The sequence below is a fragment of the Nocardia carnea NBRC 14403 genome, from assembly GCF_000308515.1.
GTDB lineage: Bacteria > Actinomycetota > Actinomycetes > Mycobacteriales > Mycobacteriaceae > Nocardia > Nocardia carnea.
Window position 1 is genome coordinate 1 of the sequence record NZ_BAFV01000075.1, and the last position, 26,014, is coordinate 26,014.

At 65.4% G+C, this 26,014-nt stretch carries 23 protein-coding genes and 2 pseudogenes; 6 read left to right on the forward strand and 19 right to left on the reverse strand.

Annotated features, from left to right (window positions below; translation table 11 throughout):
- From ON22_RS26380 to ON22_RS26395, 4 genes and pseudogenes are all read right to left on the reverse strand, one after another.
- Positions 1-407: pseudogene (locus ON22_RS26380) on the reverse strand (molybdopterin-dependent oxidoreductase); the annotation flags it as partial.
- 228 nt (positions 408-635) lie between these two features.
- Complete coding sequence (locus ON22_RS26385; protein WP_033246599.1) at positions 636-1,493, reverse strand: anti-sigma factor; 858 nt, start codon at positions 1,491-1,493, stop codon at positions 636-638.
- Positions 1,486-2,166 (reverse strand): ECF RNA polymerase sigma factor SigK, encoded by a 681-nt coding sequence (gene sigK, locus ON22_RS26390; protein WP_033246600.1) that lies wholly within the window; start codon positions 2,164-2,166, stop codon positions 1,486-1,488. Before sigK ends, ON22_RS26385 begins: the two co-directional genes overlap by 8 nt.
- 233 nt (positions 2,167-2,399) lie before the next feature.
- Positions 2,400-3,587, reverse strand: a complete 1,188-nt coding sequence (locus tag ON22_RS26395; RefSeq protein ID WP_051158108.1) for an RNA-guided endonuclease InsQ/TnpB family protein — start codon at positions 3,585-3,587, stop codon at positions 2,400-2,402.
- A 42-nt stretch (positions 3,588-3,629) separates the two neighbouring features.
- Between ON22_RS26395 and tnpA the strand changes: the two are divergent.
- A pseudogene (gene tnpA / locus ON22_RS36000) lies at positions 3,630-4,023 on the forward strand (IS200/IS605 family transposase).
- Positions 4,024-4,259: 236 nt separating this feature from the next.
- Here tnpA and lon read toward each other — a convergent pair.
- From lon to ON22_RS26420, 4 genes are all read right to left on the reverse strand, one after another.
- Positions 4,260-6,698, reverse strand: coding sequence for an endopeptidase La (gene lon, locus ON22_RS26400; protein ID WP_051158114.1), 2,439 nt, complete (start codon positions 6,696-6,698; stop codon positions 4,260-4,262).
- Positions 6,699-7,135: 437 nt separating this feature from the next.
- Positions 7,136-7,897, reverse strand: coding sequence for a hypothetical protein (locus ON22_RS26410; protein WP_033246602.1), 762 nt, complete (start codon positions 7,895-7,897; stop codon positions 7,136-7,138).
- Complete coding sequence (locus ON22_RS34955) at positions 7,894-8,469, reverse strand: hypothetical protein (RefSeq protein ID WP_156052400.1); 576 nt, start codon at positions 8,467-8,469, stop codon at positions 7,894-7,896. Before ON22_RS34955 ends, ON22_RS26410 begins: the two co-directional genes overlap by 4 nt.
- Before the next feature lie 54 nt (positions 8,470-8,523).
- Positions 8,524-8,847 carry a type VII secretion target gene (locus ON22_RS26420; protein WP_033246603.1) on the reverse strand — a complete coding sequence of 108 codons (324 nt, stop codon included), beginning with the start codon at positions 8,845-8,847 and terminating at the stop codon, positions 8,524-8,526.
- A 352-nt stretch (positions 8,848-9,199) separates the two neighbouring features.
- On the opposite strand from ON22_RS26420, the gene ON22_RS26425 reads away from it, so the two are divergent.
- Positions 9,200-9,736 carry a hypothetical protein gene (locus ON22_RS26425; RefSeq protein WP_156052402.1) on the forward strand — a complete coding sequence of 179 codons (537 nt, stop codon included), beginning with the start codon at positions 9,200-9,202 and terminating at the stop codon, positions 9,734-9,736.
- 130 nt (positions 9,737-9,866) lie between these two features.
- Here the strand turns inward: ON22_RS26425 and ON22_RS26430 are convergent, their stop codons facing one another.
- On the reverse strand, positions 9,867-11,561 hold the full coding sequence (locus ON22_RS26430; protein ID WP_051158110.1) for a thiamine pyrophosphate-binding protein: 1,695 nt from the start codon (positions 11,559-11,561) through the stop codon (positions 9,867-9,869).
- Positions 11,558-12,367, reverse strand: a complete 810-nt coding sequence (locus tag ON22_RS26435) for a cyclase family protein (RefSeq protein WP_033246605.1) — start codon at positions 12,365-12,367, stop codon at positions 11,558-11,560. The genes ON22_RS26430 and ON22_RS26435 overlap by 4 nt, the downstream gene beginning before the upstream one ends.
- A gap of 155 nt (positions 12,368-12,522) precedes the next feature.
- Between ON22_RS26435 and ON22_RS26440 the strand changes: the two genes are divergently transcribed.
- The 4 genes from ON22_RS26440 (at position 12,523) to ON22_RS26455 (ending at position 16,217) form a co-directional block, all read left to right on the forward strand.
- Positions 12,523-13,878 carry a DUF445 domain-containing protein gene (locus ON22_RS26440; protein WP_033246606.1) on the forward strand — a complete coding sequence of 452 codons (1,356 nt, stop codon included), beginning with the start codon at positions 12,523-12,525 and terminating at the stop codon, positions 13,876-13,878.
- A 64-nt stretch (positions 13,879-13,942) separates the two neighbouring features.
- Complete coding sequence (locus tag ON22_RS26445) at positions 13,943-14,746, forward strand: TIGR03084 family metal-binding protein (protein ID WP_033246607.1); 804 nt, start codon at positions 13,943-13,945, stop codon at positions 14,744-14,746.
- A 358-nt stretch (positions 14,747-15,104) separates the two neighbouring features.
- Positions 15,105-15,578 (forward strand): SRPBCC family protein, encoded by a 474-nt coding sequence (locus ON22_RS26450; protein ID WP_033246608.1) that lies wholly within the window; start codon positions 15,105-15,107, stop codon positions 15,576-15,578.
- Positions 15,579-15,587: 9 nt separating this feature from the next.
- A complete protein-coding gene (locus tag ON22_RS26455; protein WP_033246609.1) occupies positions 15,588-16,217 on the forward strand; it encodes a ribonuclease H family protein in 630 nt (209 codons plus the stop codon).
- Positions 16,218-16,322: 105 nt separating this feature from the next.
- On the opposite strand, the gene ON22_RS26460 is transcribed toward ON22_RS26455, so the two are convergent.
- The 9 genes from ON22_RS26460 to ON22_RS26500 form a co-directional block, all read right to left on the reverse strand.
- Positions 16,323-16,964 carry a hypothetical protein gene (locus ON22_RS26460; RefSeq protein WP_051158111.1) on the reverse strand — a complete coding sequence of 214 codons (642 nt, stop codon included), beginning with the start codon at positions 16,962-16,964 and terminating at the stop codon, positions 16,323-16,325.
- A 42-nt stretch (positions 16,965-17,006) separates the two neighbouring features.
- Entirely contained in the window at positions 17,007-18,041 is a 1,035-nt protein-coding gene (locus ON22_RS26465; RefSeq protein WP_033246610.1) for a hypothetical protein, read from the reverse strand.
- A 188-nt stretch (positions 18,042-18,229) separates the two neighbouring features.
- Entirely contained in the window at positions 18,230-19,390 is a 1,161-nt protein-coding gene (locus tag ON22_RS26470) for an MlaD family protein (protein ID WP_033246611.1), read from the reverse strand.
- Positions 19,390-20,484, reverse strand: a complete 1,095-nt coding sequence (locus ON22_RS26475) for an MCE family protein (RefSeq protein ID WP_033246612.1) — start codon at positions 20,482-20,484, stop codon at positions 19,390-19,392. Before ON22_RS26475 ends, ON22_RS26470 begins: the two co-directional genes overlap by 1 nt.
- A complete protein-coding gene (locus ON22_RS26480; protein WP_033246613.1) occupies positions 20,481-21,581 on the reverse strand; it encodes an MCE family protein in 1,101 nt (366 codons plus the stop codon). Before ON22_RS26480 ends, ON22_RS26475 begins: the two co-directional genes overlap by 4 nt.
- Positions 21,578-22,573, reverse strand: a complete 996-nt coding sequence (locus tag ON22_RS26485; protein ID WP_033246752.1) for an MCE family protein — start codon at positions 22,571-22,573, stop codon at positions 21,578-21,580. Before ON22_RS26485 ends, ON22_RS26480 begins: the two co-directional genes overlap by 4 nt.
- Entirely contained in the window at positions 22,570-23,601 is a 1,032-nt protein-coding gene (locus ON22_RS26490; RefSeq protein WP_033246614.1) for an MCE family protein, read from the reverse strand. The genes ON22_RS26485 and ON22_RS26490 overlap by 4 nt, the downstream gene beginning before the upstream one ends.
- Entirely contained in the window at positions 23,598-25,142 is a 1,545-nt protein-coding gene (locus tag ON22_RS26495; RefSeq protein ID WP_033246615.1) for an MlaD family protein, read from the reverse strand. The genes ON22_RS26490 and ON22_RS26495 overlap by 4 nt, the downstream gene beginning before the upstream one ends.
- Before the next feature lie 4 nt (positions 25,143-25,146).
- A complete protein-coding gene (locus ON22_RS26500) occupies positions 25,147-26,010 on the reverse strand; it encodes an ABC transporter permease (protein WP_033246616.1) in 864 nt (287 codons plus the stop codon).
- Positions 26,011-26,014: the final 4 nt, after the last annotated feature.

A 26,014-nucleotide genomic window follows, 5' to 3' on the forward strand; every position in this document is an offset into this window, starting at 1 on the left:
GCAGTCGTGTTGGGCCGGCCCAGCACGCCCACGCAAACGATCAGGCCTAGGGCGATCAGCAGCGCACTACCGTAAGGCCGCCGCCGTTCCAGCAGACCCACCACGACGGCGAGCACCGCCATCACCACACCCATCGATACGAACAGCACGGCTTTGTCGGCGGTGCCGAACTGCTCGATGGCGTACTCGCGCAATGCTTTCGGCGTATAGTCGACCACGGTGGCGCCGGTCGAGACGAACGGCGAGGCGTCCGGATCGATCAGTCCTGCGAACAGTTCCGCGATACCGAGCACCATCCCGGCGGCCACGAGACCACACAGACCCGCCGCGACAACCCCTGGTGTGGGTTCATCCGCCGGTTCCCGGGATCGTTGCGCGTTTCCGGGCGAATCCGGTACATCCTGCATGAGCACCCTCGTTCCGCCATCGGGCCGGGGGCCCGCCTGCCTCGGTGTTCGTCGTACTGCCTCGCTGCGGATGGTTTCATTGCGGGCACGGTTCCGGAAGATGCGCAGGCACAGCGTCACCGAACTGTCAGGAATTCGCGGCTGGCGATGCCTGTGCCGTGAGAGCCGGGGCCGTCATCAACTGCTCGTCGGCATGCTCCGCCGCTCGCCGGAGCCCACCGAGGTGGCTCACCCCAGCGTGACCGCGCCGAGCGGGGAACTGGTCGGCGCGGGCGACCCGCCGTCGGGTTCGAGCGTTACCGCGAGCTGTCCGGTACCGGTGAACTCGGTGACGTAGGGTGCGCTCGCCGCCGGAAGTTCGGCCAGCACCCCGGCCGAATGCGGAACTCCGGTCGGATCGATCATCCACAGCTGGTAGTCGCTGCCGTCGGGTGGCGGCGGTACGGCGTCGAAGGCGACGGTGGCCGCGCCGAGTTCGGCGGAAACGTGCACCGTGAGGTTCCCGCCGGAACCGATCGGGGTGGTGGATGTGCGGGCGTCGGGCTGTTCGAGTATCTGCTGTGCGGTGACAGTTCCGCCCGGTTCGTCACCGGTCTGCCGGCCGAGAACCCCGACCCCGATACCGATAGCGACCACCACTGCGGCGGCCGCGGCCGCGAGGCCGGACAGTCGTAGCCGGCGCCGGCGCGCCCGGGCCAGTTCATCGGTATCCGCGGCTGCCGCCGTATCGCCCTGAATACCAGGAGGTTCCGTTGCGGAGGGATGGTGTTCGCCGGAATCGGTGCGACGCGCACCGGTGTGCACATCCGAACGTGCGCCGGGGCCGGCGGCGAGAGCGGCGAGTATGCGCGCCTCCACCCGGGCGGGCGGCTCCTGCGCGTCGAGGACCGACAAGGCGCTCATCGCTTCCCGCACCTCGCGTACGACACCGTCGAAGACCCGGGCAGTCTCGTGATCGGCGGCGCGCAATCGTTGTTCGATATCGGCGCTTTCGGCGGCCGAAACCGCGTCCAGCGCGTAGGGAAAGGCCAGGTCAACTAGGTCACCGTGGTTGTCCGGCGAATCGGGCGGTGAATTATCAGGCATCGGAGACAACCCCTGAGAGGCAGTTCTGGAGCCGTTTCAGACCGTCGCGGATGCGGCTCTTGATGGTGGGCAGAGGGGATTCGAGCTGATCGGCGACCTCGCGGTAGGTACGCCCGCTGTAGTAGGCCAGCGCGACCGCCTCCCGCTGCGTGGCGGTGAGCACTTCGAGGCAATCGCGGACGGCCTGCTCGTCGAACTGCTGATGCACCGTTTCGGAGACGATGTCGTGGTCGCGACCCAAATGGGTGTGGCCGTAGACGATATCCCGGACGGCGGCCGATTCCTCGGCACGTACCCGGTCGACGGCTCGCCGGTGGGCGATCATCATCAACCAGCCGATCGCGCTGGCCCGCGCCGGGTCGTAGCGGGCGGCGGCCGACCAGACCTGCAGATATACCTCTTGGGTGGCTTCTTCGGCCGCGGCCGGGCTGCGCAGGATCCGCCGCGTCAGCCCGAACACCCGGGGGCTGGTCTCCCGGTAGAACCGGGTGAACGACTCTCGGTCACCGTTCCCGGCCGCCTGCAGCAGATCGGCGAGCCGGCGCTGGGTAGCGCCGTCGTCGTGGCCGGCGCGGCGGACGGGGCACGCCCGCCCGGCCTCGGTATCGGAGTCCGCCGCATCGACGCCCCGGAACCCGACCGCGCCCGAACCGGATTCCGGCCACTTCGTCATGATCGTGACCTCGACTGCATGGGAAGGTGTTCGCCACGCGCGACACCAAGGATGGACACCGGATCCGCGTTATAACGCAATTCACATTCATAGCCGCGAGGCGTCATGAGTCCAGTCTCTGACACTCGGCAGCGGCGTGGGAAAACCGGTCACCCGGGCGACGGGCGGGACCTCGTCGATCATGTAGGCCGTCGCGGTCAGAAGCACACCGCACAACGCGCTGCATGCTTTTCTTAACCCTTCCCCACGGCTGAAGCCGGGGGATTTCTGACTCGGACCGCACCGACAACCTCGGAAGGAGGCAGGCAGTGTCTTACGTCGTCAACACCAGCACGGTCGAGCTCTACCGTGGCCAGAATCGTTGCGGCAGCATTCCGGTCACGGTCTGCAGTGTGCCCGCAGTGTCCACACCGGAAGGTGCGTTCGGCCAGCCCGAGGCGTTCCTTGGTTCTCGTACCGCACTGCGAGCAGGTCATGGTCGTATAGGCGGGCGGAACCAACACCACCTTCCGGCCCGCCCGCGCGCCACGCTCGATCAACTCTCGTTTCGCCGCCCCGATCGCCGCATCCACAGCCTTGCGGGCCATGGTCGACCGGGACAGAAACCTCGGCTTGAAATCCTCCACCGCGATCGTGTGGTGATTGTCGACCACCCGCCGCGCCCACTGCCGGGCCTCATGCGTATTCTGCCGAGCGGCTTTCTTGTGCAGCCGTGCGGCCTGGATTTTCGCCCGCTGGTAGCCCTTCGACGGGGTCTGCCCACGCGGGCGCCGCCGCCGCGCCATCTTCCGCTGCGCTGCGGCAAGCTCAGCCGCACATCGACGCCGGTGCCCGAGATAGGGCAGATCATAGGCGGGATCGGTAGTGGTCGCGGTCGTGCTCACACCCCAGTCGATACCGATCGCCCCGGCCGCTCCCGGCAGCGGTTCACTGTCGCGACGCACCACGAACGAGCAATACCAATGCCCGAGACTGTCCCGATACACCCGCACCGAACTCGGTGCCGACGGCAACTCACGAGACCACACCACCGGGATCGAGACCTTACCCGGCAGACACAATCGCTGCTCTTTGATGGTGAAGCCCCGGGTGGTGTATTCCAGCGACGGCAACGCCTTCTTCCGGGTCTTGACTTCCGGCCTACCACGGCCTTTCACCCGGAACGAGTGATCGAGCGCCTGCGCATAGGTGCGCAACATTTGCTGCTGAGCAACCTGGGAACCCGACCGCAACCAGGCATTACGGCCGCGTGCTTCGGTGAGCATTTTCGACAACCGGGAGAAGGTCGGTTTACTCTCGGCGCGTTGTTGGTTCACCGCTTCGTTCCACAGGAACCGGCAGCGATGCCACTCGGCCAGAAGTGCCCGTTCCGCGAGCACGCCGGGGCGCAGGCGATAGGTGTAACGGACGACTTCCCCCATGACCGGCCAAGATACAGCATGGACGTATCCAACCGGGTGTGGATGTCACCGGCGTCGAACAACGCCATCGTCTACCGCTGCAACGACACGGCGTGTGGTGCCCGACGCACCGGTGGCCCGTCGTCGGCGGACACACAGACGAACGCCTCGAGCAGATCATCGGCGAGGTCTGCAACGAACATCGAGCCCACATCATCGGGCTCGAAACAATGCCCGACCACGTGCATCTACTCGCGTCCGTTGACCCGCACTTCGGCATCCACCGGCTCGTCAAGCAAATCAAGGGCCGATCGTCACGCCTGCTGCGTCAGGAACTCCCCTCGCTCGACTCCGAACTCCCTACGCTGGCGGACCAACGACTACGTCGCCGCCACTCCTCGGCGACGCAACCTCGGAGGTGGTCGAGAAGTATGTCGAAGACCAGCGGAATGCGTAGGTGGCGCTCCGATTCCTCCCCACGCCTGAAGACGGGGTTTCCCGGAGCGTTCTCGATGAGTATCCATCACTTTCGGCCAGGACAACCACACTGCCGGTCGTACCGCGAACATTGCTGGACGGAGTTCGTGGTGGACCGGCTGGGCGGATGGGAACCATTCGGGGAATTCGGGGAAACGAGAACGGGTCGCGACAGCCGGTGACGGCTACCGCGACCCGCGGAATTGGGGAATCGGGTCAGGCGCTGGCCGCCAGGGGCCGCTCTACGTAGGCCGGCTCCTGGATCGGCTCGATGGCGTGAGCCAGGATCTCGGCCACATCTGCCACCGGGCGAACGTCCAGCTCGGCCAGCACATCGGCAGGGACGTCATCGAGGTCCGGTTCGTTGCGAACCGGGATGAACACCGTCTTCAGACCCGCACGCTGGGCGGCGAGCAGTTTCTGCTTCACCCCGCCGATCGGCAGCACCCGGCCGTTCAGCGTGACCTCACCGGTCATTCCCACATCCGAACGCACCGGACGCCCGAGCGCCAGCGATACCAGCGCGGTCACCATGGTGACCCCGGCCGACGGACCGTCCTTGGGCACGGCGCCCGCGGGAACGTGCACGTGCAGGCTGCGCTCGAAAACATCGGGTTCGATACCGATCTCACCGAGATGCGAGCGCACGTAGGTCAGCGCGATCTGCGCCGATTCCTTCATCACATCGCCCAGCTGACCGGTCAGGGTGAGGTTGCGTTCACCCTCCGCGGTGTTCGCCTCGATGTAGAGGACATCACCGCCGAGACCGGTGACTGCAAGTCCGGTCGCCACACCCGGGACGGCCGTACGTTCCGCCGAGTCCGGGGTGAACCGGGGGCGGCCCAAGTAGTCCTTCAGGTCGGCGACATCGATACGCAGGCTTTCGCCCGGCGCGGTGATCCCGTCCGCGGCCTTCCCGACCGGGCCGTAACCCAGTTCGGGGTCGTACCCCGGACCGCGCGCGGTATCCGCATCACGCTCGGTGCCGGCCTCGAAGCCACTCGTGGCGTCGTCCCCGAGACCGCTCGGGGTCGTACCGGAGACCCCGGTTCCGGACAACCGGGTTGCGGCCTTGCGCAGGATCTTGGCGATGAGCCGTTCCATCTGGCGGACCCCGGCTTCCCGGGTGTAATCGGCCGCGACCTCACGCAGGGCGGCATCGGTGACCTGGACTTCCTCGGCGGTCAACGCATTGCGTTCCAGCTGGCGGGGCAGCAGGAAATCGCGGGCGATGGCCACCTTGTCGTCCTCGGTGTAGCCGTCCACGGTGATCACTTCCATCCGGTCCAGCAGTGGGCCGGGGATGGTTTCCATAACGTTGGCGGTCGCCAGGAACAGCACATCGGAGAGGTCGAGGTCCATATCCAGGTAGTGGTCCCGGAAGGTGTGGTTCTGGGCGGGGTCGAGCACCTCGAGCAGCGCCGATGCGGGGTCGCCGCGGAAATCGGCACCCAGTTTGTCCACCTCGTCGAGCAGGACGACGGGGTTCATCGAACCGGCTTCCTTGATGGCCCGCACGATCCGGCCGGGCATCGCACCCACATAGGTGCGCCGGTGGCCGCGGATTTCGGCCTCGTCGCGGACACCGCCGAGCGCGACCCGCACGAACTTGCGGCCCAGCGCCCGAGCGACCGATTCGCCGAGCGAAGTTTTACCCACTCCGGGCGGTCCGGCCAGCACCAGCACCGCACCCGATCCGCGACCGCCGACGACTTCGAGCCCGCGCCGGGCCCGCCGCGCGCGGACCGCCAGGTACTCGACCATCCGGTCCTTCACCTCGTCCAGGCCGTGATGGTCGGCGTCGAGCACCGCGCGAGCGGCGGCGACATCGGTGGAGTCGGTGGTTTTCACCTGCCACGGCAGTTCCAGCACGGTATCGAGCCAGGTGCGGATCCAGCCGGTTTCCGGGCTCTGATCGCTGGACCGCTCCAACCGGGCGACCTCGCGCAGCGCCGCCTCCCGGACGGATTCGGGTAGATCGGCCTGCTCGACCCGGGTGCGGTAGTCGTCGGCGCCGTCCGGCTCGTCCTCGCCCAGTTCCTTGCGGATGGCGTTGAGCTGCTGGCGCAGCAGAAATTCGCGCTGACTCTTCTCCATGTTCTCGCGGACCTCGTCACCGATCTTCTCGGTGACCTCGGCCTCGGCGATATGTGCCCGGGTCCATTCGATGAGCCGGTTCAGGCGCGCTGCGACATCCGGAGTTTCGAGCAGTTCGCGTTTCTGCTCGGCGGTGAGATAGGCGGCGTAGCCGGCGGTATCCGCGATGGCCGAGGGGTCGGTGAGCTGGTTGACGGCATCGATCACCTGCCACGCTTCACGGCGTTGCAGTACCGATACCACCAGCTTCTTGTATTCCTCGGCCAGTTCCCGGGTGCGGCCGTCGACGTCGGGGGTTTCGACCGGTTCAGCCTCCACCCACAGTGCGGCCCCGGGCCCGGTGACCCCGTGGCCGATTTTTGCGCGCCGTTCCGCCTTGAGCACGGCGGCGGGGGTACCGCCGCGCATCCGGCCGATCTGCTCGATGGTGGCGAGCACACCGTAGGCGGTGTACCCCTCGGTCAGGCGGGGAGCCAGCAGTACGGTTCCGGTCTTCGCGGCCTGCGCGGCATCGATCGCGGCCTGCGCGGATTCGTCCAGTTCGATCGGGACGACCATGCCCGGCAGCACGATGGGATCGGTCAGGAACAGCACCGGAAGATTCAGTGGTGTAGTCACGAACACAACCTCCAATAGTTGAGCTATCCCGACTCAACTTCACGGGAGTCGTGGTTGTTCCACCCGACGCCCGTGTTCGCCCAGGGCGAAGAAGAAGACGAATGCACAATACGTAGGCGCGGTGTTCGCGAAGATATTGTCGGCCCGATGGCCGGCCTCGAATGCCCGTGCCACGATCAGCTACAGATGACGATTCGCTCTATGGCTGCCTGCCGGAGCACGCCCGAATCGTACGAGGACAGCAGCTCGAGGCGGTGGCGCTCACGACATGCGGCCATAGTGCCGGATCGGCCGGACTCGCGTCCTTCGCCCTCCGGTACGGTGCCCGAGCCGATCGCCCGGTCCACGGGCGAATGGTCCGTGACCATCGGTTCGTTCTACTGCCGATGGTTGGGCGGCGGGAGCTGTTCGGGCGACGATCGCATCTGGTGGACAGCAGTGGTGAAGTCCGGGTGTGCGTCGATCGACAGCGTTCGTTCGTCATCGATGGGTCGCAACGTCACCCGGGGATTGCCTCGGCCGAAGAGCACGAGAGCAAGGACCATCCCGATCGGCAACGAGCCCGGAAATACGCCGATCACCAGCGGCAGGATCACTGGTTCGTAGTTGATCACCAGGCCGACGACTATCAGCGCGATCAGGTTGAGGGCCATCGTCAAGACGAGGATGCCCGCTGCTGCGTGATAAATCTGCAGTCTGCGCCTACAGCGGTCACATAGAGGCCACTCACCCACGACAATGGTCGAAACCGGTGCGACCCCGCGTCCCAGCTGGTTACCGCCGTGCGGGTTGCGGGGGTGAACCCTGGTTTCATAGAAATTGGACCGTACGAGTAGCCGCGATACCGCCGCGCGGCCGTGCGTTGGACACAGGTCCGGAAGTGGCTGCGCGAGCTCCAATTCCAGCGGTGGCACGTTCAGCGGTGAATCGTGCTTCTTGTTCCAGTGCACGTCCTTGTACTGTTCGGCAGCAGGCGAGCGCCGCAGTGTGAGCGTCACATCGGCCGGTGCGGATGTGTCGTACAGGCCTCCGCCCTGGTATCGCACCGGATCATCGGCGAACAACCACGTCCGCGGATACTCGTTGGGGCGGTATCGTCCGGAGTCGAGAAACTTGTCGATCCGCTCCTTCCAGCTCATTGCAGCCAGCCGCGTTGCCGTCGTTCCTGGAAGTAGGCATCGTCTTCGTCGGGTTCGTCGGGGGTGACGACGACATCGCGCCAGGATTGCCGGCGGTTGCGTGCCGGTGGGGCAGGTGTCGCGGGATGGTTCTCTGTCGTCGCACCAGGTGCCGGGCCAGGGTGGCTCGGTCCGGGGCTCGGGTTCAACGGCGCGGGAGTGGGTGCCGCGGAAGTGGGTGGGTTGGGAGTGGCCGAATGAGGTGCCGGCACCAAAGGGTTGGGATCGTGCTGACGATAGCCGTCGAGTACGGCATTGCCCTCCTCGACCAGCCGCTGCTGTTCCTCTCGGTCCTGGTCGGCCTGGTCTCGTTCCGCCTGTGCGAGTAACGAATCGCTGAGCCGGAGAAACGCTTCATTGTGCCGGAGGTCGCGCACGCTGCCATTGCCTTGTGCGATCTCGCGGAGCTGTTTTTCCATCCCCTGGGCGAGGCCGCTGTCGGCAAGGACATTCAAGGCACTTTTGAGGTGGCGTGACATTCCGATATCACCGCGCGCGAGATCGAGCATCGGCTCCTCTCTGGGGTTCGTCATATCACTCCTCGGTGAGTATTTCCATCGGGAACCCAACGGTGGCCTGTTCGGTGCTCATTTGCCGCCGCCCGCGGAATACGCGCGATCCAGATTCGCTGCTGTCGCATTGTCGGTGTTCCGGTACATCACCGCCGCATCGGTCAACTCCGTCGCCGACGAATCGGTGACGAGCCCCAGGCGCTCATAGTTGGTTTTCAGCTCGTTGCATACTTCCTGGAGCTGATCGAGGACCGGTGTCAGTATCAGTCCTCCGTTTTCTTGCACCTTCAGCCATGTCTCCGCGTACGATACGGCTCGGGAATTCTCCTGACCCAGCCTCCACAGGTGTCGAGCGGACTCGTCGAGATCGTCCGGCTCCACCTTGAATTCGTAGACCACTCTCAACCTTCGTTCTATCGCAATGAGCATCCGGTGCTCCACGCAGACTTGTGCTTACATACCAGGATCGGCTTCGAGTGCCGATCGAAGGTTCAGCGCATCGCCCCCGCCGCTTGCCGGTATCTCCTGCGGATGCTGCCACAGTCCCGCTCCTCGAGTCGACCTCGGATGCGGTGTGAACCGTACATTCGAGCTTCACTGCCGCTGAGCGGATGGCGTTGGCCGGAGTCCCGGGCGAGACGCGCAAGGGCCCGCACGGCGCTCGAACAACCGATCCACTCATACGATCGGCACATACGTTGGTCGATCGCACACCACTCATCGTGTGTGGTTCGATGCGAGCGGATGATATTTGCGCACAGGCGCTGGAGGGGACCTGCCATTGCTTTTCTGGCGCATCGTCGGCGGCATCGTAGGTCTCGCTCTGAGCATGCTGGCGGCCGTATTCCTGATCGAGCCGATCAATGTCGTCGCCTACTACTTCGGATACGGCGAGGAGATCCGTATCGAGGTCACCGTCGGTACGAGTGACCTCGGGCCGGGCCCGGATTCTTCAGAACCTGCGGCAGGCCGCGTGATCGGCGAGGACCGGACAGTCAACCTATACGACGCAGATGCGGGAGAGGTGATCACCGCACGGCCGCGGCTGCTCGAGTTCGGCGAGAACGCGATTGTCTACCATGGTCATGCCTCGGTGCTGAACGGGCTGATCTCGATCATTCCGGCAGTCCTCTTCGGCGTGCCGGGCCTGTTCCTGCTCCCGCTCCTCGCACCGAACTGGCTGCTCATCCGGCTCGCGCCCCGGTTGTACGGGTCCGCGCGGGTCTCGAAGTTTTCGTCGGACAACGCTGAATCATCTGAGCCCGAAAGGATTCCACCCCGTTCGTGAAGTCCGCAGGCTTCACCAGGTCCGCAGGCCTTCCGGCATGTTCCGGCCCAGCGCCGTGCGCGCCGCGAGTGTGGTTGCTGCGGTGCAGGGGCCGTTGATGTTCGCCTTCTGCAATCCCGCAGGACAGTGATCAGTGGCCGGCGAACGCCTCCGCCAGCCACCAGGCGCCGCCGTCGCTGGTGATCTTGGCGTCGATTACCAACGGTCGTGACTGCCCGTCCTTCCGATAACGCTCGACCCACTCGCGGACCGGCGCCAGATCGTCCACCGTGCGCACCGTCACCCCGGTGGCACCGAAGCCTGTAGCGATGGCGGCGATATCAGTTTCCGGAAAGGTGACGATGGTGTGATCGGCGTCGCCGAAATGATGGACCTCGGCACCGTAGGCGGAATCGTTGTACACGATCGCGACCAGCGGTAATCCGGCGCGGACCGCGGTCTCCAGTTCGGCGATCGCCATCAGGAAACCGCCGTCACCGGCACCCAGTACCGGGATGCGGCCGGGCTGGGCGAAGGCCGCGCCGATGGCGGTGGGCAGGCCGAGGCCGATCGATTGGAAGGCCTGGGTGAAACAGAAACCGAACTCGTCGGGCACCGACAGGTGGGTCGCCGGGTAGCCCATGAAGTTGCCCGAATCGATCGAGACGATCCGCTCCGCGGGCAGTATCTCGTCGAGGGCGATCGTCAGCACACGGGGGTCGATCCGTTCCGCGGTGGAACTGTCTGCCACCGGGACATCCTGCCAGCGCGTTGATTTCGCGATGCGCTCGGCGATATCTCCGGTGCGGTAACCGATCCGGCCCGCCGGATCGGTCGAGCGCAGTTCGGCGAGAACATCGCGGGCGGTCGCGGCGCAATCGCCGAGAACCCCGAAATCGACCGGCCGGTGCGCACCGATGGCATCGATATCATCGTCGACCTGAACAACCCGGGTACCCGGACCGATGAGGCGGCCGTGCCGCATCGTCCAGTTGTTCAGGGCACACCCCCAGCCGACGATCAGATCGGCCCCGGCGATCAGCTCGGCCGTGGCGGGCGACGAGAAACCGCCGGAGATACCCAGGGCGAACTCGTCATCGGTGAACAAACCGTTCGCGACCGCCGATGTGGCGACCAGCGCACCGCAGGCCCGGGCCAGTTCGGCGACATCGGGCCCGGCGGCCCGGGCGCCGCGCCCGGCGACGAATACGGGTTTGCGCGCGGCACGCAGGGTTTCGGCGAGCCGCGCCACCGAGCCGCCATCCGGCCGGACCCGGGCCGGTGCCACCACTGCCTCGACCGGACCGGTCACCGAACACGCGGCGGCGGCGATATCGATGGCCATATTCAGCACCACGGTGCGCCGCTGCGCGACAGCGGTGCGGAATGCCCGCGTCACATCGGTGACCGCGGTCGCGGCCGAGTACACCCGGTCGCTCACCGCGCCCACACTGCGGACCAGCGCGTCCTGATCGATCCGGAAATTGGCGCGCAGTGCGGCGGCCGGGCTGTCGGCGGTCAGGACGATCATCGGGGTGCGGCTCTTGGCGGCCTCGCCGATACCGGTCATCGCATTGGTCAATCCGCAGCCCTGGTGCAGCGAAACCACACCGACTCGCCCGGACATCCGCGTATACGCGTCGGCCATGGTCGCGGCACCGCCCTCGTGCCGGGTCGCGGTGTACGGCACCCCGCCCCGGCGCAGCGCCTCGGTGAGCACGAAGTTTCCGCTGCCGACGACACCGAAAACATGCCCAGCGCCCAGATCGGCCAGTACCCGGCCCACCACGTCGGCGACAGTGGGACCGTATATCGGCTCACCCGCTGCATGCTGCGCAGTCGTCATCCGCGGGCACCGTCCGGATCGATCACGGCGAGCACTCGCGCCGGGCTGCCGGTACCACCGACGATCGGCAACGGGGTCACCACCAGCATCGCGCCCACCGCAGGCAGCCGGCCGAGGTTGCGCAGCGAGGTGATTCCGTACTTGTCGTTACCGAGGAAGTAGTGGTGCACCGGGAAGGCCGGGTCGAACCCGCCGGCGAGGCCCGCGTCCACCCCGACGGTCTCCACCCCCAGACCGGTGATCTCGCGTTCGGTGGCCAGCCACCGGGCACAGTCGACCGCCACGCCGGGCGTATGGGAGCCGGTGTCGTCGGTATTGAGGAACGCCGCCTCGGAATCGCCGCGGGTTTCCCAGCCGGTGCGCAGCAACAGCCACGTACCCGCGGTGAGCCGGCCGTGAGTACGTTCCCAGGTCTCGACATCAGCGACGGTGAGCAGATAATCCGGATCCGCGGCGACCTGTTCGGTCAGGTCGAGAACGGCCGCCCGGCCGATCAGCCGCCGCACGGGAATCTGCGATACATCGTCACCGTCGCGGCCGGTGACCCAGTGCACCGGTGCGTCGAGGTGGGTGCCCACATGTTCCCCGGTGTGGATGTTGTTGTGCCGCCAGAACGGCCCGGGTTCGTTGTAGGCGCTGACCTCCTCCAGGCTGAAATCGATCAGGTTGGCGAAGGGCGCGGGCAGGCGCAGCGCCGGGGTCGAACTGCTCAGCGCGGTGGTCAGATCGACCACTTCCAGGTTTCCGGTGGTGACGGCGTCGAGGAAGGTCGACAGCGCGGTGGCGGCGGCCTGAGGATCGGTCATACGGGCACCTTATTCTGGTTCCGCAGCGGTGAGGTGGTGGATGTCCACCTCCGGCGACGTGCGCGGTGGCGGGGGTGGGGCCCTGATTGACACCCGGGACGGCCCGGTGACAATGTGATCATCGAATCCACAATCCGGCCCAAGGGGAGCGCGCGATGATCACACTCTCGTCCGGAGTGTTGATCGATTGGGAGGAACTCACCGGGCAGACCAAATTCGTGGTCGACCTGATCAGTTTTCCGATTTTCAGCGCGGCGGCCGGCTGGTTCACCAACTGGACCGGTGTGGTGATGCTCTTCTGGCCGCTGCTGTTCCGCGGGGTCCGGATTCCGGGGCTCGCGGTGCTCTACCCGTATCTGCCGCGCCGGGTGCAGGTGCTGCCCACCTTTTCCGAGGACGGTTCCCGGCTCGGCTTCCAGGGTTTCATTCCGGCCCGGGCCGAGAAAATGGCCAGTATCTGTGTCGACAAGGCATTGATGCGGATCGGCAGCCCGCGGGATTTCATTCACGAACTCGATCTGGACGGTATCGCCGACTATGTCGCGGCGCTGGCCGGTAAACAGGTCGAATCCATCGTGGACGAGGTGATGAACCGGGAGAACCCGGACCTGTGGAAGAGTCTGCCGCGGCCGATGCGCCAGCTCATCTACCAGCGGGTCGAGCGGGAGATGCCCGAACTGTGCGAGAAGGCGTTCACCTCGCTCGGCGACAATGTCGATCAGTTGATCGATATCAAGGGCTTCGTCATCCGCTATCTGCAGGACAACCCGCATATCCTCAAGGACCTCACCACCACCATCGCCGCTCCGGAGCTGAAATTCATGGTCCGGATCGGATTGCTCGGTGCGCCGTTCGGATTACTCCTCGCGTTGTATCTGCATATTCATCAGGACATCCCGGTATGGGGCTGGGTCCCGGCCTGGGTGATCGTCCTGCTGGTGACGGCGCTCATCGGTGTGGCAGTGAATATCGTCGCCATCCGGGTGGTGTTCACACCGGGTGATCCGCAACCGCGCTACAAATATTTGTGGAAACAGGCCCTGCTGGCGAAACGGCAGCCGCAGGCGGCCACCGATCTGGCGCATATTCTCGCTTATCAGGTATTGACCCTGCCGAACCTGTCCAACGAGCTGTTGAACGGTCCGAACGGTGACAAGACCCGGCTGCTGCTCGAACAACTCATCTCCGACGAGATCCACCGGCAACTGGGGCGGACGACGTCGGTGGTACGCGCCGCGTTCGGCCGCCGACAGTTCGACAATCTGAAGGTGGGTGCGGCCGGTGCGGCCGTGGGGCTGGCGCCGGCGCTGGTCGGAGATGCCGATTTCATCCGGGAGCAGGCCGAGAAGATCGATGAGTTCGCCGCCCGCAAACTCCAGCTGCTGACCCCCGGTGAGTTCATGGAGATGTTCTACGCATCGGTCGAGCAGGATGCCTGGCTGTTGTATCTGCACGGTGCGGTGCTCGGCCTGTTCGTGGGTGCGACCCACCTGCTGATCTTCGGCTGGTAGACGGCGACGGAAAATACAAGCACGCTTGCTTGTATTCGGCCCACGCCGCTGGAATGCTGAGCGTATGGCCGACCTGAACACCCTGCTCGACGACCTGAGCGCCGAGAGCGCCGAACTCGAAGCGCTGGTCGCACCGCTACCACCCGCAGAATGGGCCCGGCCCACCCCGGCTGCCGGCTGGACCATAGCCCATCAGATCGGCCATCTCGCCTGGACCGACGAAGTTGCCGGCCTGTCCGCCGCCGACGCCCGAACCGGGGGCACGGCCTTCACCGAACTGCTGACCGAGGCCGCCGACCGCGTCGCCACCTTCGTCGACGACGCCGCGGCCGAAGCCGCCGATACGCCGGTCCCCGAACTACTACAACGCTGGCGGAACGGCCGGGTGGCCTTGGATGCGGCGCTGCGCGCCGTACCGGACGATGCCAAGGTCGCCTGGTTCGGGCCGCCCATGCGGCCGGGGTCGATGGCCACCGCGCGGCTCATGGAAACGTGGGCCCACGGTCAAGATATCGCCGACGCGCTCGGTGTCCGGCGTGAACCGACCGATCGGCTACGCGCCGTCGCGCATATCGGTGTACGTACCCGGGATTTCGCCTATGTGGTCCGGGAGCTGCCGGTACCGGCGGCGGAATTCCGGGTCGAGCTCGTCGCACCGTCCGGTGCGCTGTGGTCCTGGGGTCCGCCGGACGCACAGCAGCGGGTCACCGGGCCGGCACTCGATTTCTGCCTGCTGGTGACGCAGCGGCGCCATCCGGCCGATCTGACACTCCAGGCAACCGGCAGCGACGCGGAACGGTGGCTGTCCATCGCACAGGCCTTCGCGGGGCCGCCCGGGGAAGGCCGAAAGCCCGGAATCCAGGTTTGACGGGGGCCGGCGAGCGCCGGACCAGGTTCCCGCGCAGCCGGACATCGTTGGCCGGGGTGCCTGCGCGCGGCAGTCGAGTACGGCGCTCGCCGGCTGCTGTTATGTACCCCTGACAGGGCCCGGGAAAACCTGCGGCACATCCGGTCGGCGGATCCGGCGCCCGGCGTACCGGTGTGATGCTCGTCTCCGTGGAACGTACGCTGGTCACACCGGGTTCGATACCTACCTGCTCTGATACGATTCCGCGACGATTCGGCCATACATCACATATGCGTCGCACGGCTATCGATTCCCGGACTGCCGGAAATAAAGCGGAAGGCTATAGTATTTTTGTCGGGCAGCCGTGGAGGGAGGGCCCGTGGGCTTCATCAAGTACGCAAGCGATGTGACGGCGCCGATCACCGTGGCTTTCGCTTATGCAGACAATCCCCGGTCCATGACGGAGTGGCTGACAGGTGCCGAACACGTTTCGCTCCAGGGCGAAACCGACGGCGGGCTCGGCGCCCGGTACGGCATCCGGTTCCGGTTCGGCCTGTGGCGTCCGGTACTGAACTGTGAGGTCACCGAGCACCGTCAGGACGCCGTGATCGGCTATACCCTGATCGGCGGTCCGCTCACCGCCTGCCTGACACTACGTTTCGATCCACTCGGCCGCGGGAGATCCGTACTCACCTCGGAGCTCGACTACACGGGTTCGCGGGGGTTCGCGGCGCCCCTGCGGGACCGACCACGCAAGGCGCTGCTGCGCACCGCGCTGCGCCGTAGCGAATCGCGATTGCGCGCGGCCATCGAAGAATTGCACGGTACAGATCTTGTCGGCCGACTTGCGTAGGGTACTGCCATGATCATCGTGAGTACCGACGGTTCATGCCTGCGAAACCCCGGCGGGGCCATCGGCTGGGCATGGGTCGATCATGCGGGTGGCGCCGAAAGTGGCGGCGCGGCAACGGGTACCAACCAGATCGCGGAGTTACGCGCGGTCCTCGAGGCCATCCGGGCCCACCCCGGCTCCGACCCACTGCTGATCGAGAGCGATTCGCTCTACGCGATCAAATGCGCATCCGAATGGCTCCCCAACTGGCGTAACAACGGCTGGCGCACCTCGACCGGTGGCGCGGTGAAGAATATCGAACTCATCCGCGATATCGACCACGCCATCGCCGGCCGGCCGGGCCCGGTCCGGTTCCGCTGGGTGCGCGGACATGTGGGCAACTACTTCAACGAACAAGCCGATGCGCTGGCCGGCGCCGCCGCCCGCAAGGCAGCGGCGACAGCCCCGCGCGACAGCCGCCCCACAACCGGCTCCCGCCCGGCCATCAGCGAGAAAACCACCATGAGTGCGGCCACCGGTGATCCGGCCGGTCCGCGCCCGGTGCTCGAAACCTCCGCAGCAGCAGGGAAGGCTGCGGAACCGGCGGCCGGGCCGGCCGCCGACTACGCGACAACAGCGCAGGCACTGCACCTGTTCTGAATCAGATGCGGCGCCCGCGCTGTTGTCGTCGTGGTACGGATATTTGGATACCACCCGAATAGCCTCCGGCGGTGGTGGCTCGACCCACCGCCGGAGGCGCCCCGATCAGTTGCCCGGAGCCGGAGCCGGCTGACCTTCCGGAGCCGCCGGTGCGGGACCGCCCGGTGCGGGGGCACCCGGAGCCGCCTGGGCCTGATCGCCGCCCACGCCGGCCAGCATGGCCAGATCCCACTGGTTGACGATCCAGCGGTCGCCGTCCTTCTCCAGACCCGCGACCACCGCGATATCCTGCCGCTTCGGCTCGGGTGTCACGGCATTCGTCTTCATCAGGCCGATATTGACCAGGACCTTGGCACTTTTCTCGTCACCGGATTGGAAACCGCAGGACGCTTCGTCGACCCAGGATTTCACCTTGGACTCGGTGAGCAACTGGCGCAGTACATCCCAGTTCTGCTCCACCGAGCCCACCACATCGGCGGTGGCGCCGTCCTTCATGGCCCGCATGAAACCGTCGAGATCGCCCTCGAAATCGTAGGTGTTGGTCGCCCGGGCGAAATCGCAGGCCGTCCGGGTGGATTCGTCCTGCGCGGCGAGTTCACCGTTGTTCTGCTGGTAGGCGCGGAAATACAGCACCCCAGCGGCGACCAGCGCCACCAGCACCACGCCGGTGACGAAGGCGATCACCACCGGGAGCAGCCCGGATTTGCCGTCGGTGTCCTGCGCTGCCGCGGTCTCGTTCTTCGCCATAGCTCTTCGAGTCCTAACTTCTGATTCGTCTCGCGGCTGCCGCTACTGCTGCATCATCGGCGTATCGAAATTCGCCACCATCCAGCGACCGTCGACCTTCTCCATATCGACATTGGCCGCCACCTTGACCCGGCCCGGCGCCTGCTGCTGCGGGCCGCCGACGGTGGTGAACTGCTGGTCGATCACCAGCACCACGCGCGCTTTGTCGCCGTCACCGGACTCGTAACCGCACTGCACTTCGGCCGCGGTCGAGTTCACCTGGGTCTCGGCGAAACGGGCCTTCAGATCGGGACCGATCTGCGAAACCAGTTTCTTCCATTCACCGGTCGCGTTCTGATCCAGCCGGGATACGTAGTCGTCGGCCTTATCGCCGGTATAGGTGGCGAAACTGTTCCCGAAATCGCAGGCGGCCTTGGTGGCCGCAGCACGCCGGTCCAGTTCGCCTTGGCGATCGTTGGCGAGGTAGAAGAAAACACCGACCGCGACCAACGCACCGATCACCAGCACGGCCGCCCCGGCCAGCACCGGCAACGGGAACCGCGAGCGCAGACCGGAAGACTTCTTCGGCTCGCCGGCGCCGGATTGCTGCGCCTGCTTCGCGGTCTCCTCGCTCCCCGACTCGGCCGAATTGCCGGCCGCGGATTTCCCGAGCGCGACCGTCGGTTCCGTGGCGGCCGATTCTTTACCCAGAACCACCGTCTCGTCGGAATCGGCCGGTTCGTTCTTTCCGCCGCCGGCCGATTCCGGGCGGTCGATCTTCGCCGTCGCGTCCGTATCGGCGGATTTATCGACCTTCGCCGTCGCATCGGGATCGGCCGTTTTGCCGACCTTCGCCGTCGCGTCCGCATCGGCGGGCTTCTCGACCTTCGCCGTCGCATCGGCATCGGCGGATGTCTCGACCTTCACCGTGGCATCGGGGTCGGTTTTCTCGACCTTTGCCGTGGTGTCCGAATCGGCGGACTCCCCGGCTGCCTTGTCCACGGGTTCACCCGAATCGGCGGAATCCGCCGTCGCGGCGCTATCCGTCGATGAACTGCCGGAGGTGGTGGTGTGCTCAGCCGCGTCGTCCGCCGGCACACCAGTGCCTTCCGGCTCCAAAGGGTCGGAGCTGGGTTTTTTCGAGGACATCTGTACTGATCACACCTTCCCGGCGCATCTCTGCGGACGCGCCGTAATCTACCGGCCGGAAAACCAGCGCCGGGTGTGGCGGGCATCTCTGCGAGAGTATGCACCGTCGCACCCGGCACCGGACGACCGGTCTCCTACTACCGCACGGGCGGCAGCGTACGTTCGTTCGGATCCACTCCCGGCGGAATATTCGCGCCGTTGTTCGGCACGTCCGGTCGCGGTGCGTTGGCCGCGCCGCGGATCTGCTGGCCGGGCCCGGGGTTATCGCAGTAATTCCACTTCGGCAGCGTGCCGTCCTGGACGACCTGGGTTTTCACCGGAGTGGACTGGTACTGGCAGTAGGGCCGGAACCAGATATCGAGCATGGCGTGGAATTCGTTGTCGTGGGCCGGTACGCCCAATGCCGCGCCACCGAGTTCGAGCGCGGGGAACAGCGCCGCCAGCGCCGGCTGGCGCAATTGCGCCGCACGGGTGACGGCGACGAAATTGTTCACCAGTGTGGTGATCGGATCGCTGGTGGCGTCCAGCGTCGCGGTAACGCTGGCGAACTGTCCGGGCGCCTGGTCCAGCACCTTCACCAGTTCGGCATTCGCCTTGTTGAACTGGTCGAACAATACCTGCGAGTTCGCGGTCAGCGTGCCCAGGTCCGGCTGGGCCTGGGAGGTGGTGGCCGCAATCGTCTGCAGATTCGCGATCAGGTTCGTGGTCTGCGGCAGCAGATTCTCCAGCCCGGCCGAGACCAGGCTGACGCCTTCGATCAGCGAACGCAGCTGATCGGGACCACCGCTGAGCGCGATATCGAGCTCGTTCAGGATCACCGAGAAATGCTCCGGGTTCACCTGCGCGATGAGATCGCTGGAGTTCTCCAGGACTGCGGAGATCGGCACCGGAGTGCTGACCCGCTCGGGGTCGAAGGTGATCTCCGAACCGTCGGTAAGGAAGGGCCCCTGGTTCCCGGCGGGCCGGAAATCGATGTACTGCTCGCCGGCACCGGACAGAGCCTGCACCGCAACCTTGGTATCCACCGGGATATCCCATTTGGATTCGATCTCGGCTTCGGCCTGGATTCCGGCGCCGTTGTCGACGAGTTCGAGGCTGCTCACTTCGCCGACCCGGTAGCCGCGCAACGTGACGTCGTTACCTTCCTGGAGGCCGCCGGAGCGGTCCAGGTTCACGATGACCGTGTAGGTACTGCGCAGTGGGTTCACCCGCATGACGTTGACCATCAGATAGGTGCCGCCGATGAGCAGCGCCAGGACGATACCGAGATTCGACCACAGCATCTTGTTCTTCAACATCACTGGCCTCCCACGCGCTGCTGGACGACCTGGAGGATCTGGATCAGGCTGCCCGCGAAATCCTGTAGATCGCGCACGTCGTAGAAGTGGCTGGTGCCGGGGGCGGTGAGCATCGCAATATCGAGATTGGTGACATTGACGTAGGCGGCGAGGCTGCTTCCGCGGAAGGTGGCATCGACGGGCCCGCGCAGTTCGTGCAGGATATCCATCAACGCACCGAACTTGTCCCCGGTGGCCGCGAGCGCCGCCATCAGGTTGTTCAGACTGTCGAGAGTGCCCGCCAGATCGCCGCCGGAGGTGTTCGCGTAATCGCCGAGCGCGGCGCTCGTGGTGGAGATCTTGCTCAGCAGATCACCCAGCGCCCGGTTGTTCTCGGCGACCGCGCCGATCATATCCGGCAGCGTATCGGCGACCTGGCCGAGTTCGTTGCGGCGGCTTTCGAGAGTGCCGGCCAGCACGCTGAATTCGCCGAGCACACTGTCGATCCGCGCGGAATTCGCGTTGATACTGGAAACCACGCCGGTGATCTCGTTGACCAGATGTACCAGCTGGTCACTACGCCCGCCGACGATGGAATCGAGTTCGGTGCCGAGCCGGGTGAGGTGGGCGATACCGCCGCCGTTGAACATCAGCGATACCGACAGCAGCAGTTCCTCCACCGTGGCGCCGGCCGAAGTCTGCTCGATGGGCAGGGTGTCGCCGTCCTCGAGCAGGGCCGTCCCGGGTTCGGTCTGCGGTTTTGCGACCGCGATGAAGACATCGCCGAGTGGGGTTGCCTGGCGCAGTTCGGCAGTGGTCCCGATCGGGAGTTCGATGTCCTTACGAATCTCCATATCGACGATCGCCTGGAAATTCTTGGTTTCGATATTGGTGACCACGCCGACATCGGAGCCGCCGACCTTCACCTTGGCCTGATCGGGCAGATTCAGCGCATTGTCGAATACTGCGCGCACGCCGAGGGTTTCCCCGCTCGCGCCGGGCTTCGGCAGCGGAATATCCTCCACTGTCAGGCCGCAACCGGAGGCCAGCGCCACCGTACCGGCCGCCACCAGGACGGCTACGGTGCGGCGAGCGCGTCGGATTGTTCGTATCATTTCGTCAGTCCCAGCAGTGCGGCGGTGAGTCCGAAGTCCGGTCCGAAATCTTCGGGCCGGCCGGTCCGGCAGCCGTCGGATCGCATCTGAATCCGTTCGCAGAACAAGCTCACGATTTCACCGCCCGCGAGGTTGGTGCCGATCAGCGCGTGCAACCGGACGTAGCCCTGCTCGTAGTTCATCGAGCGGTGGATGTTCTGCAGCAGCATCGGCGCGACGTCGACCACTTCGGTGACACCGTGCGAGTTCTGCCGCAGCTGCTCGATCACGGTGTTCATCCGGGTCAGCGTGTCCACCAGCTGATCCTGATGCTGTCCGAAGACCGAACTGGTGTTGTTCAGGAAGTCGTAGAGCTGCTGCAACGTGGCCTGCAGGCCGGGTGCCTGCTCGGCCAGCATGGTCGTCATCTGGGTGGCCTGATTGCTGAAATCGCGGACGGCCTGGTCGTTCTCGGCCAGCATCGTGGTCAGCTCGTTGAGCTTGGTGATGATGTTGGCGATGGCGCCCTTGTTGTCGACACCGACCTTCAGCGCACTGGACAGCGCATTGAGAGTGTCGCGCATCTTCCCGCCCTGACCGTTGAGCATCGGGTACAGCACCCGGCCCGACAGCGGACCGACACCTTCCTGCCCCTCTTGGGGTTTCAGTGCGTCGGCGAACTGGTCGATGGTTTTGAGCATGGTGTCCAGCTCGACCGGCACATCGGTCTTCTCCAGCGGCAGGTGGTCGCCGTCCTCGAGTGTGTCGCCCTCGACATAGCGCGGTGTGAACTCGATATGGCGGTTGGTGACGATCGACGGGGAGATCACCACGGCCTTGGCGGATTTCGGGATCTCCACATCGCCGTCGATGCTCATATGGACTTCCACCAGATCGCCGTGCGGGATGATCTTGTCGACCTTGCCGACCTCGAGCCCGAGCACGGTGATCGGGTTGCCCTCGTACATACCGGCGATGTTCTCGAAATCCGCGGTGATCTTCATATCGCCGCCGACCAAGCTGTTCACCATCGAACAGCTGCCCAGCGCCAGCGCTGAGGCGCCGATGACCAGCGTTTTCGCGGTCTTCTTCACGAGGTCGATGTTCAACGGATTCATCCCTGGCACCCCTCGGCGACTTGGGCGAAGCACAACCAGTTGTCCGGGAACAACCACGGGATACCGACCTCGGCGTAGTTGCCGTTACCCCAGGCGTTGGTCAGGTACCGCACCGACGGCGGCATGATCGACAGCAACCGGTCGAGGTTGTCCTTGTTCTTCTGCAGGCCTGCGGCCATGGTGTTCAGCTGGTCGAGCGTGGTAGTGAACTGGTTGTTGTTCTGCGCGCCGATCGCCTGCAGCTGCGCGGTCAGGGTGGCCACATTGTCCAGCAGGGTCCGCAGCAGCTGCTGGCGTTCCACCACCCGCGAGGCGATGGCCTCACCCTGGGTGATGATCAGCAGGGCACTGTTGCGGTTGTCGGCGAGGATGGTGGTCACCCGGTCGAGGTCCTTCAGCAGCTGCTCGACATCGTCTTTGCGGCTGTCGATCACCTTGGCCAGAGCGCCGATGCTGTCCAGCGACTGGGCGACCAGCTCCGGGGAACCCTCCAGCTGTTCGTTGAACAGATTCAGCGATTCCGCGAGTTTGCCGGGGTCGAGCTCCTGGAATTCCGGGGTGCCCTTGTCGACCACATCGGCGAGATCGTAGGGGACCGCGGTATTGGTCTTCGGGATGCGGTTGTCCGACAGACCCGTACCGTCACCGGGGTCGAGGTCGACATAACGGGCGCCGAGCAGGGTGGCCATCTTGATCGCCGCCCGCGCATCGGGTCCGAGTTCCACATCATTGGAGACCTGGAGAGTGAGCAGGACGTGGTCGCCCTCGAGTTCGGCCCCGGATACCCGGCCCATCGGGACACCGGCCACATTGACCTTGTCACCGACGGAGATACCCGCGGATTGGACGAACTCGGCCTTGATCGACTGCTCGCCGATACCGAGGTTACGGAAACCGCTGGACACCAGAACCAGTACGGCGACCACGATGACGCCGATGATGCCGAGCCCGAAGTAGCGATTGTTGTTGAACCAGGTTTTGAATTTGGTCATGGCCGGCACACCGCCGATTGCGAATTGCCGCCGATCTGCGAGAACAGACCGCGGGGGAACAGGACTCCGTACAGCGAGACATCCAGCCGGCAGATATACGCGTTCGCGTAGGCGCCTTCGGAGGTGAATCGTCCCGCGTCGGCGAGGATGGCGGGCAGGTCGATCGCGGCCTGATCCAGTTTGGCGCCATTGGCCAGGAACAGGGTCAAAGCGTCACGTGTCGAATTCTGGACCGCCTCCAGCTTGGGTTGGATATTGCCCACCATCCCGACGAGCGCGGTTGTGGCACCCGCGATCTGCTCGGTCGAGGAAAGCAGCGACTGGCCCTGCTCGTACAGGCCGCCGATCAGTGCCCTCGTCTGGGTTATCAGCGTCTCCAATTCGCCCCCTCGTTTGGCCAGGCCCGCCATCACACCGCTGAGGTTGGTGATCACATCGCTGAGAATGGCGTCACGCCGCTGGAAATCGGTGGCCATGGTGGCCGCCTGGGTGATGAAGGAACTCAACGAGACCCGGTCACCCTGCAGGGCGAGGACGAAGGTCTCCGAGAGCCGGTTCACCTGTTCGGGTTCGAGCACCTCGAACAGCGGCTGGAAACCGTTGAGCAACGCCGAGATATCGAAGGACGGCTCGGTGCGATCGACGGGAATGGTGGCGTCCTCCGCCAGCTGGGACGCATCCCCGCCGGATCCGGGCGCCAGGGCCACATAGCGCTGGCCGATCAGGTTCTGGTATCGCACCAGCGCTTTGGTGTTACCGAACAGGGTCTGATCGTCCTGGACGATGAAGCTGACCTTGGCTTGCGATTCGCCGGTCAGCTCGATCTTCTCGACCTTCCCGACGCGCACACCCGCCATCCGGACATCGTCGCCCTCACGCAGACCCAGCACATCGGTGAACACCGCGGAATACGATTTCGTACCACCGTCCACCGTGCGGGCCAGCGTATTCCACACCAGCACGGTGACCAGCACCGATACCAACGCGAACAGGCCGAAGCCGATCAGCGGTTTCCGGACCCCCTTCACGCGGACGCCTCCTCGGTCACTCGCAAGGTTCCGCCTTCGAGAATCGAACTCAACATCAGGTACTCCACTGAGGTCGGCTGACGGCCGAGCAGGGCCGCCACCGCCGCATCGCCCTCGTAGGAGGCGATCGGCCGGGCGGCCGGAGCGGCACCGTTACCGCTGTCCGCTGCCGGTGCGGCCGCACCGGGTTCGGCCGGTGGGGCCGGCGGCTGGTCACCGGGCTGGGCAGCCGGCGCCGGGGCCGGTGCCCCGGGCAGGCCCGGAAGCTGCGGCAGCCCCTGCGGGAACAAACCCTCCAGCGGCGTACCGGCGAACGGGTTGTTCGCAGGCGGTGCGGCCGGGGCGGGAACACCGACCTCGGTGGTGACGCCCGGAATCGGCGGCAGACCGGGGATCGGCGGCAGCACCGGCAGGCCGTCGGCGGCGGGCAGCCGGCGCGGTTTCATCTGCTCGGGCAGGTAGCCGGGATCGGCCACGGCGGGCGCGGTGAAACAACTCGGTCCGGCCAGGTCACCGTAGCGGGGGCAGTCCGCGACGGTGTTCGGATTGAACGGAGTGAACGTCACCCCGGCGTTCCACACCATCTGCTGCTGCGGACCCCAGGTGAACGTCGTACGCAGGGCGCGTGCCGAATTGTTCAGATTGCTGATCGCGTTGGTGATGGCGGACGGGTTCGAAGCCAGTGCGCCGAAGGTCTGGTTCAGGCCGACGGTGAGCTCTTTACCGGTATTCGGGTTCCGCGCGAACAGATCGTTGACCTGGTCCACCATGCTGCCGGCGCCGGTGATCACATCGACCAGTTGCTCGCGCCGGTCGGCGATGGTCCTCGCCGTCTGCACCGAGGAGGCCAGGACATCCATGAGTTCCGGTGCCGACTCGTTGAGCGCATGCGCCGAGTTCGCGAAATCCTGCAGGAAGACGCCGAGATCCGGTATCGATCCGTCCACCGAGGTCAACCAGTGGTCGATCCGCTCGATGGTCGATCCGGGCGCCCGGCCGCTGCCGTCGAGGGCGTAGGAGAGAGTGCCCAGGACCCGGCCGAACTGCATCGGGTCGATCCGGTCGAGGATGTTCTGGACTGTGGTCAGCGTGTCCTGCAGGGCGATGGTGCCCTGGCTCTTGTCCTCCGGAACCTGCGAGCCCTCTTCGAGGTGGGCCTCGGCGGGACCGTTGTAGAGGAACTCCACGGAGGTGACGGCGAACAGGTTGCTGGGCACCACCCGGGCGGTGACGTTCGCCGGAATCTGCTCGACGAACTCGGGATCCAGCTCGATATTCACCTGCTGGAGTTCGCCTTGGGCGGCCACTGTCACGGTTTCGACCGCACCCACCAGGACGCCGCGGAACTTCACATCCGCTTTCTGCGGCAGTCCGTCACCGGTGGTGGTCAGGTTCGCGGTGACCCGCACCTTCTCCACGAAATAGCCCTGGTAGCGGGCCATCAGGAAGCCGAGCACCACAGCGAAGACAACCAGGCCGCATACGCCGGCAATGAGCAATTGTTTCATCGTGGGCCCGCGCCCACTCGGATCGATGATCATTGCGCTACCCCGAGATCCTGATACCGGGGTCGACACCCCAGATGGCCAAGGTCATGAAGAGGTCGACGAAAACGACCACGATGATGCACATCTTGATCGCGCGACCGGCCGCGACACCGACGCCCTCGGGGCCACCGGAAGCGAAAAAGCCGTAGTAGCACTGGATGAACGTGGTGATAGCGACGAAAAGTATTGCTTTGAGTAGCGAATACAGGACATCCGTCGGAACCAGGAACTGATAGAAGTAATGCTGGTATGTACCGCTGGCGGTATCGCCGATCACCTGCACAGTGAGCGAGCAGGAGATATAGGCCATCGCGAGGCCGAGGCAGTACAGCGGCAGGATGGTGATCATCGCCGCGATCATCCGGGTGCTGACCAGGTAGGGCAGCGGCCGGATCGCAATCGATTCCAGCGCATCGATCTCTTCGGAAATCCGCATCGCACCGAGTTGGGCGGTGAATCGACAACCTGCCTGGGCGGCGAAGGCCAGCGCGGCGAGCAGGGGCCCCAATTCGCGGGTTGTGCCGAATGCGGAGATCGCGCCGGTCAGCGGGCTCAGCCCGAGCAGGTCGAGCGAGGTGTAGCCCTGCAGGCCGACCGTGATCCCACCGAACGCACTCAGGATGAGCACCACGCCGATGGTTCCACCACCGACGATGAGGTTTCCGTTACCCCAGGTGACATCGGACAGCAGCCGCCACACTTCCTTCGGGTACTGCTTGAACGCCAGCGGCATGGAACCGATGGACCGCAGGAAGAAGAAAACCTGGTGTCCGAGCCGCGCGAGCATATCGACGGGAGCGCCGGCCGCTTTTCGCAGCTGCTGAAGAGGTTTCAGCAGCGGAGGTACATAGGTTGCGGACACCGGT